Source organism: uncultured Thalassolituus sp., assembly GCF_950066645.1.
In the GTDB taxonomy this organism is placed as follows: Bacteria; Pseudomonadota; Gammaproteobacteria; order Pseudomonadales; family Oceanobacteraceae; genus Thalassolituus.
Genome location: NZ_CATMFB010000002.1, coordinates 327,172 through 342,391 on the forward strand (window position 1 = coordinate 327,172; position 15,220 = coordinate 342,391).

The 15,220-nt window shown below is 53.8% G+C and carries 10 protein-coding genes and 1 pseudogene; 4 read left to right on the forward strand and 7 right to left on the reverse strand.

The features are described 5' to 3' along the window. Positions 1-62: 62 nt before the first annotated feature. Genes Q1L85_RS03295 through Q1L85_RS03305 form a run of 3 tightly spaced genes read left to right on the forward strand, consistent with a single transcriptional unit; the run spans position 63 to position 3,974 of the window. Entirely contained in the window at positions 63-1,337 is a 1,275-nt protein-coding gene (locus tag Q1L85_RS03295) for an aspartate aminotransferase family protein (protein ID WP_300426214.1), read from the forward strand. Continuing rightward, positions 1,334-2,605, forward strand: a complete 1,272-nt coding sequence (gene doeA, locus Q1L85_RS03300) for an ectoine hydrolase (RefSeq protein ID WP_300426212.1) — start codon at positions 1,334-1,336, stop codon at positions 2,603-2,605. The genes Q1L85_RS03295 and doeA overlap by 4 nt, the downstream gene beginning before the upstream one ends. Before the next feature lie 10 nt (positions 2,606-2,615). Then, on the forward strand, positions 2,616-3,974 hold the full coding sequence (locus Q1L85_RS03305; RefSeq protein WP_300426210.1) for an NAD-dependent succinate-semialdehyde dehydrogenase: 1,359 nt from the start codon (positions 2,616-2,618) through the stop codon (positions 3,972-3,974). 50 nt (positions 3,975-4,024) lie between these two features. On the opposite strand, the gene ggpS is transcribed toward Q1L85_RS03305, so the two are convergent. From ggpS to gtfA, 3 genes are all read right to left on the reverse strand, one after another. Beyond that, a complete protein-coding gene (gene ggpS, locus Q1L85_RS03310; protein WP_300426209.1) occupies positions 4,025-6,298 on the reverse strand; it encodes a glucosylglycerol-phosphate synthase in 2,274 nt (757 codons plus the stop codon). A 183-nt stretch (positions 6,299-6,481) separates the two neighbouring features. Further along, complete coding sequence (locus tag Q1L85_RS03315) at positions 6,482-7,747, reverse strand: MFS transporter (protein ID WP_300426207.1); 1,266 nt, start codon at positions 7,745-7,747, stop codon at positions 6,482-6,484. 35 nt (positions 7,748-7,782) lie between these two features. Then, positions 7,783-9,225, reverse strand: coding sequence for a sucrose phosphorylase (gene gtfA, locus Q1L85_RS03320; protein ID WP_300426206.1), 1,443 nt, complete (start codon positions 9,223-9,225; stop codon positions 7,783-7,785). 393 nt (positions 9,226-9,618) lie between these two features. Between gtfA and mqo the strand changes: the two are divergent. Next, positions 9,619-11,130: pseudogene (gene mqo, locus Q1L85_RS03325) on the forward strand (malate dehydrogenase (quinone)); the annotation flags it as partial. A 54-nt stretch (positions 11,131-11,184) separates the two neighbouring features. On the opposite strand, the gene Q1L85_RS03330 reads toward mqo, so the two are convergent. From Q1L85_RS03330 to Q1L85_RS03345, 4 genes are all read right to left on the reverse strand, one after another. Further along, entirely contained in the window at positions 11,185-11,628 is a 444-nt protein-coding gene (locus tag Q1L85_RS03330) for an MgtC/SapB family protein (protein WP_300426205.1), read from the reverse strand. Positions 11,629-11,741: 113 nt separating this feature from the next. Continuing rightward, a complete protein-coding gene (locus Q1L85_RS03335) occupies positions 11,742-13,043 on the reverse strand; it encodes a sodium ion-translocating decarboxylase subunit beta (protein ID WP_300426203.1) in 1,302 nt (433 codons plus the stop codon). A gap of 12 nt (positions 13,044-13,055) precedes the next feature. Beyond that, positions 13,056-14,825: a sodium-extruding oxaloacetate decarboxylase subunit alpha gene (oadA, locus tag Q1L85_RS03340; RefSeq protein WP_300426202.1), complete on the reverse strand. Its 1,770-nt coding sequence runs from the start codon at positions 14,823-14,825 to the stop codon at positions 13,056-13,058. 57 nt (positions 14,826-14,882) lie between these two features. Continuing rightward, positions 14,883-15,137: an OadG family protein gene (locus Q1L85_RS03345; RefSeq protein WP_300426201.1), complete on the reverse strand. Its 255-nt coding sequence runs from the start codon at positions 15,135-15,137 to the stop codon at positions 14,883-14,885. Positions 15,138-15,220 lie beyond the last annotated feature (83 nt).

Sequence of the window (15,220 nt, forward strand, 5' to 3'; positions counted from 1 at the left end):
TTAAGGCACCCCGGAATAACTCTGACATGCCTGACTACCTTTTCTGAACTGAGGAATTATTTATGACTATTTTCGAACAGCGCGAATCCGCGATCCGCGCATACGGCCGCGTTTACCCTGAAACCTTTAAAACTGCCAGAGGCGCAATAATTACCGACGAAAAAGGCAATGAATATATCGACTTTTTTGCGGGTGCCGGGGTATTAAATTTTGGTCACAACAACGAACGCATGACCCGGGCGATGATCACCTATCTCGAAGAAGGCGGCATCCTCCACAGCCTTGATATGCAGACCACAGCCAAGGCTGATTTTATGCAGGCATTTACCGATACCATTCTTAAACCCAGAGATATGCCTCACAAAATGCAGTTTATGGGCCCCACCGGTACGAACGCGGTCGAAGCGGCAATGAAACTGGCCCGTCGTGCCACCGGTCGCACGGATATTGTGGCCTTCAGCCACGGATTCCACGGAATGACTCTCGGTGCTCTCGCAGCCACCGCCAATCAATATTTCCGGGGCGCTGCAGGCGTGCCATTAAACCATGTGTATCACGAGCCGTTCGGGTGCGCGACGCCCTGCCATGGATGCAACCAGGGCTGCGGACTGGATCAGCTGGAATCCCTGCGGGCCCGTTATAAAGATCCATCCAGCGGACTCTTACCACCCGCTGCATTTCTGCTCGAAACGATTCAGGCGGAGGGCGGCGTCAACATCGCATCACGCGAATGGATACAGAGCCTGGCCAGCCTCGCAAAAGAGATCGGCGCCGTGCTGATTATTGATGATATTCAGGTCGGTTGTGGCAGAACCGGCTCATACTTCAGCTTCGACAGCCTGGGGATTCAGCCCGATATTATCTGCCTTGCCAAAGGTATCGGTGGCGTTGGCACACCCATGGCCATGAACCTTGTTCATCCTGATCTGGATAAACACTGGTCGCCCGGTGAACACACAGGTACGTTCCGCGGCCAGAACCTTTCGTTTATCGCTGGCAAAGTTGCTCTCGAATACTTCCGGGATGACACCCTGATGGCAGATGTCTCTGAAAAGTCAGAGCTGATCAGTCAGTACCTGAAGCCCCTTCTGAATGCCGACAAATCTCTCCAGCTCCGCGGTAAGGGCATGATTTTCGGCCTCGATATGGGAGACGGCGAACGCGCTGCAGCCATCGTTCAGGAGTGTTTCCGTAACGGACTGATACTGTCTGCCTGTGGTACCGGTGGCAAAGTGCTGAAACTTATTCCACCGCTGACTATCTCCCGGGAAGAATTGATTTCCGGCCTCGACATTCTGATGAATGCTGTCCGTAACATCATGGAGGAAGCCGCATGATTGAACGCGATGATATGACCTTTACCCATGGCGAATATGTTCGCCGGATCGAAGAACTGCGCCAGAGAATTCAGGAGCGACATCTTGATGCGGTCGTTATTTCTGATCCCGAAAATATCATGTACCTGACGGACTATCAGACAACAGGTTACAGCTTTTTTCAGGCGCTCGTTGTACCTCTCGAAAAAGAGCCATTTATGATTACCCGTAAGCTGGAGGAGTCGAACGTAATTCACCGTACCTGGGTAAGTATCACCCGCCCCTATCCGGATACAGGCGACGCCATTCAGATGTTGGTAGATGCGTTACGTGAATTTGGTCTGGCCGACAAACGTATTGGCTATGAACGCAACAGCTATTTCTTTCCGGCGTACCACCAGGACGTCATTCATACTTCATTAATGGACGGAAAATTACTGGATTGTTTCGGCATTGTCGAAGAAGGACGCGTATGTAAATCGGCCGAAGAAATTGAACTGATGGGCCGCGCGGCCCGGGCGACAGAGGCCGGTATGATCGCCGGAATTGAGGCCTGCCGGGCAGGTGTCAGCGAAAATGAAATTGGTGCCGCAATCAGCGCCGGGATGTTTGCAGCAGGCGGCGAAGTACCTGCCGTAATGCCTTATGTCACCTCAGGTCCCCGCTCTATGATCGGCCACGCCACATGGGAAGGCCGGATCGTTAAGCCTGATGAGCACATCTTCCTTGAGGTCGGAGGCTGCTACCGGCGCTATCACACCGCCATGATGCGGACAGTCGTATTAGGAGAACTCACCGACTCTATGTATCAGGCGCAGGAGACGATGAAGCGTGCACTCAGCGCCGTGCATTCAATGGTTCAGCCGGGTATGACTGTATCGGATGTTGATAATCTCGTGCGGAATATTATTTCCGACAATACCGTCGGTGCCCAGCTGATTACCCGCTCGGGATATTCAATTGGCATCGCCTTTCCACCCAGCTGGGATGAGGGCTATATCGTCAGTCTGAAACAGGGTGAGGGTACGGTTCTCAAAGAAGGGATGACGTTCCATTTAATTCCCTGGATGTGGGGGGTCGATGGCAATAAAACCTGCGGTATTTCCGACACCATTTATATTACCGAAGACGGCTGTAAATCCTTCTTCAGCCTTGACCGGGATTTCACCGTCAAACCCGATACCGCGCGACAGTCCGCCCCTGTAAATATCGATCAGGCCCGGAAAAAAACGCCAGAAGACGAAAAGTCTGCAACGCGTAAAAAATCAGGCACAACGGTACAGGGATAAGGAGAAACGTATGCTGACACCAATGAATCCTGCTACGGGCGAGGTACTGCCCGCATACCCGTCTCTCTCCGTCGGAGAAATGAATGAAGTAATCTCCAGCGCCGGCAGTGCATTTCCCGGATGGCAATCGCTCAGTTTCCGTGAACGCGCAGCTTGCCTGCTGAATATTGCCGAGGGTCTGAAAAGTCAGCGCCAACGGCTGGCTGAACTGATGGCTCAGGAAATGGGAAAACCTCTTCGGGAAGGGCTGGCTGAAGTCGATAAGGCGGCGCTGTGCGCCGAATACTACGCGGACAATGGCGAAGCCTTTCTGGCACCGGAGTCGCTTGCATCCGATGCGCGCGACAGCTATGTCTGTCATAAACCTCTGGGTACTGTCCTTGGTATCCTGCCGTGGAACGCGCCGGTGTGGTTGGCACTGCGTTTTCTCGCCCCGGCACTCATGGCAGGCAACACCTGTGTGATGAAGCCCGATCCGAATGTACCCGGCACCGCCGTATTGCTGACCGAAATATTTCAGCGCTATCTGCCGTCAGGAGTTATGCAGAATCTGCCAATCGAAACCGAACTTGCCGGGGATGCCATTGACCACCCTCTCATCAAAGCGGTGTCGTTCACCGGCTCCAGTGCTGCCGGGCAACGGGTGGCTGCCCGGGCTGCAGCCGGCCTGAAACCCGCCGTGCTCGAACTGGGTGGTTCAGACCCCTGTATTGTGATGGCAGATGCCGATCTGGAAAAAGCCTGCGATGTCATTACGCTCTCGCGCATGATTAATGCGGGTCAGTCCTGTATCGCAGTGAAAAGAGTTATCGTCGAAAAATCTGTCTTCCCACAGGTGCGCCAGGCCTTAACCGAACGTTTTAATGCACTGTCGCTGGGTAATCCGGAAGAAATGAATGATTGCCTCGGGCCACTGGCCCGCAGCGATCTGCGTGAGCAACTGCACAGTCAGGTAATGCGCTCGGTACAGATGGGGGCGACCTGCCTCACTGGTGGAGAAAAAACCGAAGGTGATGGGTTCTTTTACCCGCCGACACTGCTGACAGACGTCACTCCGGACATGGCTGTATTTCAGGAGGAAACCTTTGGGCCGGTACTCGCCCTGTGTGTCGCAGAAGACTTTCAGGAAGCCCTGAACCTCGCCAATCTGACAGAGTATGGATTAGGAGCCAGCATCTGGACAGGGAACGACCTGATTGCACGCCGCGCCGCAGAAGAACTTAATGCGGGACAGGTTGCCATCAACGGCATCGTTAAGACTGACCCCCGCCTCCCAAGCGGTGGTATAGGGAAGTCAGGCTATGGTCGCGAACTGGGGCCACATGGAATCCGGGAGTTTGTGAATATCAAACAGATCTGGGCAGCATAAAAAAAGGGGCGTTAAGCCCCTTTATTATCATAGGTGGTATCCGAAACAGCTCAGGCAACGACACTCAGCTGGTTAGGGATATTACGACCATTTGCTTCCGCACTGGCAGCCACCTCCCTCAGAAATGCCTGTCCCCAGTAGCCGATGTCGTAATAACTCACCACATCAAACGCCTCACCGATCCGCGCCGCTGCATCATCAGGATGCATCGACAGAGCGAAGTAACAGGTTTCTGCCATCTCTGCCGGATCGTGAGGGTTACACAGAACCGCCCCTTTCACTTCTGCGGCAGCCCCGGCAAACTCCGACAGCACCAGAACACCTCGTCCACCTGTTTTTCCCTGTGTCGCGACATATTCTTTTGCGACCAGGTTCAGGCCATCACGCAGCGGGGTAATCCACATAACATCCGCCATCGCGTAATAGGCCACCAGCTCATCAAAAGGCACAGCACGGAAGAAAAACTGCACTGGCGTCCAGCCCACCTGAGCATAGCGTCCGTTAATCCGCCCTACGGCCTGCTCTATTTCTGTCTGCAGATCGTTATACACGGTCATTTCCTTCGCCGCCGGCACACACACAGTGACCAGTGTCACTTTGCCGTGTAGCTCAGGGTGCTCTTCCAGTAAGCGTTCAAATGCATCCAGTTTCGCAGGTATGCCCTTGGTATAATCCAGACGTTCGACCGACAGCACTAACTTCACACCGTGAAGCTCTTCGCGTAACGCGTTCATATGTTGCTGCACTGCAGGTTTTGTCAGTGCGTTATCAACGCGTTTGAGATCAAGGCCAACAGGGTGCGCGCCGAGGCGGATGACCCGGTCATTCACCTTAATTTCGGTGGTCATTTCATCCAGTCCGACGGCGCAGCCATAAGTCAGAAAACGCGGTGCACACCCGCTTTTTTCCGTGACCTCAAAGGGCATTACCCCTTTCGCAACGTCAATAAAGTTTTCCGACTGACGGGGAATATGAAAACCGATGTAATCACATTGCAGCAGACTGCCAATAATTTCCTTACGCCATGGCAGTACATTGAAGACATCCGCCGACGGGAAATACGTGTGATGAAAGAAAGCAATATTGAGATCGGGGCGCATATCCCGAAGATAAGCAGGCACCATCCAGAGATTGTAATCATGCAACCAGACGGTTGCTCCTTCTGACGCTTCTTTTGCCGTCTGCTCAGCAAACTTCCGGTTTACATCGCAGAATACCTGCCAGTGATCATCGTCGAAACTCGCACGCTCCCAGAAGGTATGAAGCGTCGGCCAGAACGCTTCTTTAGAGAATTTTTTATAAAAAATATCCACTTCCTGCTTACTTAACGGTACCCGTGCGGCAATCAGGTTCGGGTATTTTCCGGCATCAACTTCTGTGTGGGTTTCAAATTTTTTCAGCGTGTCGTCCTGAACCGACCAGGCAACCCAGGCGCCTTTTTTTCCATCTTTAAAAAAACTCGCCAGCGTCGGGATAATACCATTCGGCGATTTATGCGGACGGCGCTTCATCAGCCCGTCTTCCACGTACTCCTCGTACGGAAGACGATGATAAACAATGACCAGATCAGACGTACCGGGGGTGATATCGTCGCGCGCTTCCGCACAGATCCCCTCTTCACCTAAAAAGCCAAAGTAGCTGAAGGCTTCAATAATACCGCCGGCGCCCGGTGCCTCAGCATGATACACGCGGGCGCGCCCTTCCGTTGCTGCAATCAGCCCGGGTTCGGATTCACCGACACAGACCCCGATAAAATCGTGTTCATACATCGACAGATCATTGAGCGTATCACCGGCGACCATAATATCTTCCCGGTCGATGTCCAGATGCTCAATCAGCGCAGTCAGGGTAGCGCCTTTATTCACATCACGGGGTAAAAAATCGAGGTACCAGCCAGCCGAGTACAGCAGGTCGCAATTGAGGCGCGCAGCAATGTTATAGAGTTCATCCGTAACAACATCAGGTTCACAGAAATACGAGCAGCGGCGATCCTGCGGTACATCCTGACGTATCAGGCCGTCGATGTGCCCCACGGCTTCCTGAATGCGGTACTCCCCTGGCCATTTGTCGTCAATCTGCCCCTGCACCTCATGCAGAGGCTGCAGCGTACGACCGTCGACCACAGTGCAGCCTACATCGCAGATAATGTAATCGGGCTGTGGAATGGTCGGGTCCGCAAGCAGAGGAAGGACTGATTCAAGGCCCCGGCCGGTGACAAACACCAGATCGATGCCGGGATGAGACGCGATAAGTTGATAGAGTGCCTGTCGGTCTTCCGGGCTGCCGCCCAGGAATGTACCGTCCAGATCGGTTGCAAGTAACATAGAGATCTCCTGTCATCGCAGGAGCCCGGTGCGCCGGACTCCGCGTTTGCTGAGTTCCGTCAGGGCCAGGGTATGACCCGATTATGCGACCGCAATTAAAAGGCTGAGTTCCGGAGCGCCGCCAGGTCAAGGCGGTGCTACCCGAGTGACCGGCCGGTTCCGGTCTGGCCATCGACCCGCTTTTCAGCTGGCCAACTTTTCCGGTGAATCAGACAGCTCTTCTGTCAGTTCGTCAGGATGCATTTCCAGTGCTGTCGGCGTCGTCCGCACCATAGGTACGAAGTGCGCCGGTTCACCGGTGGGCTCTTCTACTGTTCTCTGATGCATTTTCCATACCGCCAGCAGAACCAGCCCGCCCTGCATCGCTGCAAAGTAGACAGGCAGGGCGTTTGCGCCCCCCAGTGCCATTAACTGCCCTGCAAGCGCAGGACCGATGGCTGCACCAACACCGTGCACCAACAGGATGGCACTGCCCCCGGCCAGAATGTCCGGTCCCTCCAGATGATCGATCAGATGTGCCACAGCAATCGGGTACGCGCAGAAGGCCAGCCCACCGTAGACAGCCATCGCAGCAAACAGTGCCTGGGGCCCAAGATACGAAGCTGGGATAAGAGTCAGTGCAGAGAACGCCGCCACACCTGCAGACCAGGCCAGTACGCGACGACGGTCAAAACGATCAGAGAGGCGACCTAACGGATATTGCAGAACCGCACCACCGATAATTCCTGACGTTACCAGCAAGGCAATACTGGCGGTATCCAGTCCAACAGATGTGCCATATACCGCCGACATTCCCCAGAATGCCCCCATCGCCAACCCTGACATGCCCGCCCCCGCGACCGCGACAGGGGCTATCCGCCAGAGAAACCGTACCCCCAGACGCTTGACCGTCTGCACCTCAGGAGGCGCGAGTCGCGTCCAGGTGACCGGAACCAACGACAGAGTCACCAGCATAGTGGCTACCGCAAACAGCAGATAGGAATCCACCGGGGCAAGATTCAGGAACTGCTGTGCGAGCGCCAGTGCCGCGAGGTTGACTATCATATACACCGCAAATACCTGACCCCGTTGCTCCGCAGGGGTCTGCGCGTTCAGCCAGCTTTCGATCACAGTGTAGAGAGTCACCAGACTGATGCCGGTAACGATACGCAGCCCTCCCCACGCCCAGGGAGTCAGCATAAGGTCATGCAGCATGACAGATACCGACGCCAGTGCCGCAAACATAGCAAAGGTGCGTATATGACCAATACGCCGGATCACGGGCAATGCGATAAAGGTCCCGATAAAAAAGCCGACAAAATAGCCGGACATGATCAGGCCCATCTGTTCAGCACTGAAGCCCTGAACACCTCCGCGGATAGCGAGGAGCGTGTTCAGCAGGCCGCTGCCTAACAGCAGCAGAGTGACGCCCGCTAAGAGTGAAAATATCGGACGGATCTGGGTATACATAAGCCACCTGGTGTTCTTACTGCCGGTACTTCAGCTCAGCAGGAAATCGATGTTTTTTCCAATGTTTCAGTATCCAGATAGCTTAATACACTTGTATTAAAATTGAGATCCACAAACAGCTCGCAATAATATTCGCCGTGCCGCCAGGCCATGTGGACACTTGAGTCATTGCTCGAATGCAATTCGAACCGGCCTTCGAACGCAGGATACTGAGAGCGGAATTTCATCAGCGTCATTAATCGTTTAACGACCGGCTGCTGCAGGGCATCTTCTGCTTCGGCCAGAGAATAATAATGCCGGTTGATGTCCCGCAGTTCTCCGGTGCTGTCCATCAATGCTTCATCATTCACACCGGCAAGCAGACCGACGTAATACACCTGCGGGATGCCTGGCGTGAAGAACTGAATTGCTCTGGCCGCAATATAAGCATCATCGTTCTGCATCAGTGCGTCATAGAAAGTGCAGGTTATCTGATAAATGGCCCCCACACTGTGAATATTTGCCGCAGATTTCCGCATAATAGGATCTGCACTGCGCTGCTGCAGGTTATCGATCAGTGCCTTTATCTTCTCTTCCGGCAAGACACCCTCTACATCGGGAATGCAGATACCGTCGTGCGTATCGAGCACTGTCACCATATTGCGTGGGCACATGCGCAGCCAGTGCTTCAGATACACGCTGTTGGCATCAAGCAGAGAGAAAAGCACCAGAGGGGGTAACGCAAACCCATAAGGATGCATATCACGACGACTGATGGCGTACTGGTAACTGCTGTGGTCATGCACTTCAGGCAGACAGCGGGCGCCATGTTTCTGCGCCACACTGTTGACCCAATCAAGATTCCGGTACACGTCAGGCTCAACCAGAAAACAACTGGTGCCAACCCGCTTAGTGGTGTAGCCAAAGGCATCCAGACGGAACAGCTTTACGCCCCGGGCAGCCATAAAACTGATGTAGTCTTCCATCAGGTCGTAGGTAGCGTCGTCCTCATAATTGAGATCAATCTGTTGCTCGGTAAAGGTACACCACACCCGTTCTTTACTGCCGTCAGCAAAGGTGACTTCCCGGAAAGGTTCTTTTTCTTTGCGGATATGAATTTTCGCCATGTCGTCAGGAGAGAACTCGCCCATACGGTCGACCCGCACAAACAGACCCGCATAGCGCGAGTCGTCCTTGTACCTGAGGAAGTCCTGAAACTCGGCAGACTCGTCGGAAATATGATTCACCGTCAGGTCTGCACACAGGTCAAACTGACGGGCGATACGCTCAATATCTGACCAGTCACCGTAGTCTGGATCGACTTCTTTATGAGTCAAGGGTGAAAACCCTGCATCAGCGTTGGAAGGATAAAAGGGCAGTATGTGGACACCCCCCACCGCCTCCTGCAGGTGCGCTTCCATAAAGTGAGCGAGGTCTTTCAGGTTGTTTCCCAGTCGATCGGGATAGGCGATCAACTGCACGGCATTTCGCAGATTCATAGTCTCCTCCTGTGTTTTTACCCTAACGCATGTCACCGGCCATGGGGGCGTATTGACCCAAAGCATGCGACGTTCTGGTCATTTTGTGATGAGAGAAACCCACGTTGGTTCATCCTTGTCTATGGTTAGCTGACAGGTAACGGGCACTGCAAAGTGCACAAATGCCCGCTACATGCTGTCTGCGACTAAGGTAAATTGACCCGGTTTACGCTTTCCGGTAACTTGCGGGCCGACTGAAAAATCAGAGCTGTTTCTCTTATCAGCCCTGACTCAGGGTTCACACGAACCTGACCCCTCAAAGCCAGACACACAGGGCGCTCCGGCATACAGGCCGGTAGCGGACCAGCGGGTGTACCCGGGCCACAAGCCCTGACGCAGCCACTGGCCTGTTAACTAGTTACAACCCGGAACAGGCGAACTTATATGACGACAGAAAAGGTCGATGTATTGCTGGTTGGCGGTGGAGTGATGAGTGCAACACTCGGGACACTTCTCAGCCGGCTTGACCCCTCACTGCAGATTGCTCTGGTTGAGCGACTGGATCACGTTGCTCATGAGAGCACAGACGGCTGGAATAACGCCGGCACCGGCCACGCCGGATATTGTGAACTTAACTACACCCCTCAGGACGAACAGGGCGTGGTCCATATTGACCGTGCACTGACCATCAATGCGAATTTCGAAGTATCCATGCAGCTCTGGAGCTACCTGGTACGGGATGGCGGTCTGCCTTCTCCTGAAGAGTTTATTAACACCACCCCGCACATGAGTTTTGTCTGGGGTGAGGACAACGTGGCTTACCTGCGTCAACGCTTCGAAAAACTGAGCGCGCACCATCTGTTTAAAGAGATGGAGTTCAGCGATGATCCTGACGTTCTGATGGAATGGATGCCGCTGGTCATGAAAGAGCGTAAGCCAGGGCAAGCGGTGGCTGCGACCCGCATCAAACACGGCACCGATGTCGATTTCGGTTCACTGACGCGTAATCTTGTCAGCACCCTCGAACAACATCCGAACTTCAGCCTGATGGTCAATACTGAAGTCGACGATTTTGACCGCCAGAAAGATGGATCATGGGTTGTGACGGTTAAAGACCGTAAGTCCGGTAAATCCCGCAAGCTGCATGCAAAGTTTGTCTTTCTCGGTGCCGGTGGCGGTGCTCTGCCCCTCCTGCAGGAATCCGGTATTGATGAGGCTGAAGGCTATGGTGGCTTCCCCGTCTCAGGTCAGTGGCTGGTGTGCAAAGATCCTGAGATTGTTAAACAACATCATGCCAAGGTGTACGGAAAAGCGGCGATCGGGGCACCTCCGATGTCAGTTCCTCATCTGGATACCCGTATTATCAACGGCGAACCCGCTCTGCTGTTCGGTCCGTTCGCTGGATTCACGATGAAATTTCTCAAATCCGGGTCGAAGTTCGACCTGCTGAAATCGGTCAGCGTCAGCAACCTTAAGCCGATGATGGAAGTAGGTCTGCACAATATGGATCTGACCCGCTATCTCATCAGCGAAGTACGGCAGTCTCACAAGGAACGCGTCGCGACACTGCGTGACTATTTCCCTGCCTGTAAAGACAGCGACTGGACCCTGGCCCGTGCCGGTCAGCGCGTACAGATCATCAAGAAAGACAGCGAAGGCCGTGGCAAGCTTGAGTTCGGTACTGAACTGGTTGCCGCAGCAGATGGCTCTCTCGCTGCACTGCTGGGGGCTTCTCCCGGTGCTTCTGTCGCTGCCCAGGCGATGATTGAAGTGCTGGAACGCTGCTTTGCAGAGCAAATGCAGACCGGTGGCTGGAAAGACCGCCTGAAAGAGATGGTGCCGTCGTATGGCGAAAACCTGAAGACTGATAGCGCACTGCTTGAACGCGTCCGGAGCGAAGCTCTTGGCACGTTGAAAATAGGATAAGCACAGTCGCATCATCTCACCAGGGGCCTGCCATCAGGCCCCTTTTCGTATCTGCTAATCTTCCTGATCTTCGCCCGTGCGCTCACGTTTCAAGGGCGTCACAAACTGCAGAACTGCAAAATTCATCAATGACAGTGTGATGGCGATTTCGTAGTAACTGTATGCGACCGATACACCAATGGCACCGGTATTCCAGATGCTTGCAGCCGTCGCCGTACCAGAAACATTTCCGGCGTTTTTCAGAATAGCGCCGCCACCAATAAAACCGATCCCGGTGATCAGGCCATACATCACCTTAGCCTCCGCATCAGAGCCGCTATACACCTGCATCGCCAATAACATGTACCCGCACGATGCCACTGAAACCAGGGGGAACGTCCTCAACCCTGCTCCACGACTCCTGAGCTCCCGGTTAACGGCCACCGGAATGGCCAGCAGAAAGGCGACCCCGAGATGCAGAAAGTGACTGAGCATCTGTTCCCACTGAAGATCCAGCATAATGTCCTCCTTCTGTCTTCAGAGGCACGTGCGTCAGCTGAGTTCCCACAGCGCCAGCCAACACAAAAAAAAACGGCGCCAGAGGCGCCGTTTTTTCAGGTCGGAGGGGACAATCAGCCAAAGAAGGAGATCATCACACCCGCAGCCACCGCCGAACCGATCACACCCGCAACGTTCGGGCCCATCGCATGCATCAGCAGGAAGTTCTGACCGTTCGCTTCCAGACCCACCTTGTTCGACACTCGCGCAGCCATAGGTACAGCTGACACACCGGCAGAACCGATAAGCGGGTTGATAGGATCTTTGGTCAGTGCGTTCATCAGCTTCGCCATCAGAACACCCGCCGCAGTACCTACAGAGAAGGCCGCCAGGCCCAGCAGTACAATGGCAATGGTGCTTGCATTCAGGAAGGCATCAGCGCTCATCTTGTAACCCACAGACAGGCCCAGGAAGATGGTCACGATATTGATCAGTGCATTCTGTGCAGTGTCACTCAGACGCTCAACCACACCAGACTCACGCATCAGGTTACCGAAGCAGAACATGCCCAGCAGAGGTGCCGCTGATGGCAGCAACAGAGCAACCAGAATCAGTACCGCGATCGGGAAGATGATCTTCTCGTTCTTGGATACAGTACGCAGCTGTTCCATCTTGATCTTACGCTCAGCTTCTGAAGTCAGCGCTTTCATAATTGGAGGCTGGATCATAGGAACCAGAGCCATATATGAATACGCAGCGACCGCAATCGCACCCAGCAGCTCAGGCGCCAGCTTAGAGGCAATAAAGATCGAGGTCGGGCCGTCAGCACCACCGATGATACCAATCGCAGCCGCCTGCTGAATGGTGAAGTCCATCAGGCCTGCATCTGTGAGCATTACCGCACCGAAGACAGTACCAAAGATACCGAACTGTGCTGCTGCACCCAGGAGCAGAGTCTTAGGGTTTGCCAGCAGAGGACCGAAGTCAGTCATCGCGCCTACACCCATAAAGATCAGCAGCGGTGCAACACCACTGGCAATAGTGATCTTGTAGAAGGTGTACAGCATGCCGTTTTCGTAGCCAGCCGCAGAACTCATGGCTACAACTTTGTTGTATACCGCTGTGCCTGCGTGGTGATAGGCATCCAGCAGCGCCGCTGTGTCAGCATTAGCCGCCAGACCAAACAGTTCACGGAACTGCGGAACCAGAGTGGCATCGCCCGCACGGATCGCCGCTTCAGCAGCAGACCACCCCAGACCTGCATCCGGGATGTTTACCATCAGCGTACCAACAGCAATTGGCAGCAGCAGCAGAGGTTCAAAACCTTTTTTGATCGCCAGGTAGAGCATGCCGAAACCGACCAGCATCATAAATGCCTGGCCGCCTTCAATGTGCGCAATACCTGTGTCGTTCCAAAGGCGGAGTAAACTTTCCATCCGTCAGCTCCCTTACGCGATCGTGTACAGAGTGTCGCCAACTTTTACCGCAACACCTTCTTTCGCAGAAACGCTGCCGATGGTGCCGGACTTAGGTGCACGAACTTCGGTTTCCATCTTCATGGCTTCGAGGATCAGCACAACATCGCCTTCTTCGACAATATCACCCGGCTGAACCAGAACTTTCCAGACGTTACCCGCCAGTGGTGCGCCAACTGGCTCACCGCCACCAGCAGCAACAGGAGCTGCAGCTGCTGCACCCGTATCACCGCCCATAGTCATAGGTGCGCCGTTGATCGGAGCCAGGTGAGTAACATCGCCGCCTTCGTTCACTTTCACCACGTATTCGTTGCCGTCTACGTTGATGGTGTAAGTGTCGGCTGCTGCACCCGTAGGCGCAGGTTCGAACGCATCCGGATTGTTACGGTTCTCAAGGAACTTAGGCGCGATCTGCGGGAACATAGCGTACGTCAGAGCGTCGTCGATCTTGTCGGCAGACAGGGTAATGCCCTTGTCAGCGGCCAGTTTCTCAACGTCGGCAATCACTTTATCCAGTTCGTTTTCGATCAGGTCAGCAGGACGACAGGTGATCGCTTCTTTGCCTTCCAGAACGCGAGCCTGAAGCTCAGCATTCATTGGCGCAGGAGCCGCACCGTACTCGCCTTTCAGGATGCCCTGAGTCTCTTTAGAGATAGACTTGTAACGCTCGCCAGTCAGAACGTTCAGTACGGCCTGAGTACCTACAATCTGAGAAGTTGGCGTAACCAGTGGAATGTGACCCAGGTCTTCACGAACACGTGGGATCTCTTTCAGTACTTCGTCAAACTTGTCAGAAGCACCCTGCTCGCGCAGCTGGTTTTCCATGTTAGTCAGCATGCCGCCTGGAACCTGTGCAACCAGAATACGGCTGTCGGTACCGCGCAGCGCGCCTTCAAACTTAGCGTACTTCTTACGTACATCACGGAAGTAAGCAGCGATTTCTTCGATCAGCAGCAGATCCAGACCCGTATCACGATCAGTGCCCTTCAGAGCAGCAACAACAGATTCTGTTGCGGTGTGACCGTACGTCATGGACATAGAAGAAATTGCGGTATCAACGCGGTCGATGCCTGCTTCAATCGCTTTCAGGATAGTCATATCAGACATACCCGCAGTCGCGTGAGCGTGCAGCTGAACTTCGAGATCAGTCTGAGCTTTCAGACGTGATACCAGTTCATACGCGTCATAAGGAGTCAGAATACCCGCCATATCTTTGATGGCGATGGAATCTGCACCCATGTCTTCGATCTGCTTAGCCAGATCGATCCAGGAATCCAGTGTGTGAACCGGGCTGGTTGTGTACGACAGCGTACCCTGCGCATGTTTACCCTGTTTTTTGACTGCTTTCAGTGCAGTTTCCAGGTTGCGCGGATCATTCATTGCGTCGAATACACGGAATACATCTACACCGTTAAAGGCAGCACGCTCAACGAACTTATCAACAACATCATCAGCGTAGTGGCGATAGCCAAGCAGGTTCTGACCACGCAACAGCATCTGATGCTTAGTATTTGGCATCGCTTTTTTGAATTCACGGATGCGATCCCATGGGTCTTCGCCCAGATACCGGATGCATGAATCAAACGTGGCGCCGCCCCAGGATTCAAGTGACCAATAGCCAACCTGATCGAGTTTTGCAGCGATGGGAAGCATGTCGTCAATACGCATGCGGGTAGCCAGAATAGACTGATGTGCGTCGCGAAGCACGACGTCGGTAATACCTAATTTCTTAGAATCGGACATGGGTGATGCCTTTTCTTCCATTAACGTTGTAAACGTTTCCGTTGTTATTTTCGCGCCTTACTTTTGGTTGGCGCGATGCTCTTTGACCGCAGCTGACAGTACTTTCAGCAGTTGCGGATCAACACCAGCCGCAGGGGCAGCTGCAGGGCGGCGAGGTGCCGGTGCAGGTGCTTCTACTTCAGGTGCCAGCTTGTTTACCAGCTTGGACATGGTTCCCGTCACGAATACCAGCATCGTCAGAAAGACGAATACGACACCCATACCGAGAATCATCAGCTCCAAACCCTGTGATATCAGATCTTGCTCTGGCATCAGGGGCTCCTTGTTGTTGTATTCTGTTGGCTTGTTATGCCAGCGGCAGGCACAAATCCCCCTGCCCCATGTATGACAAGCTG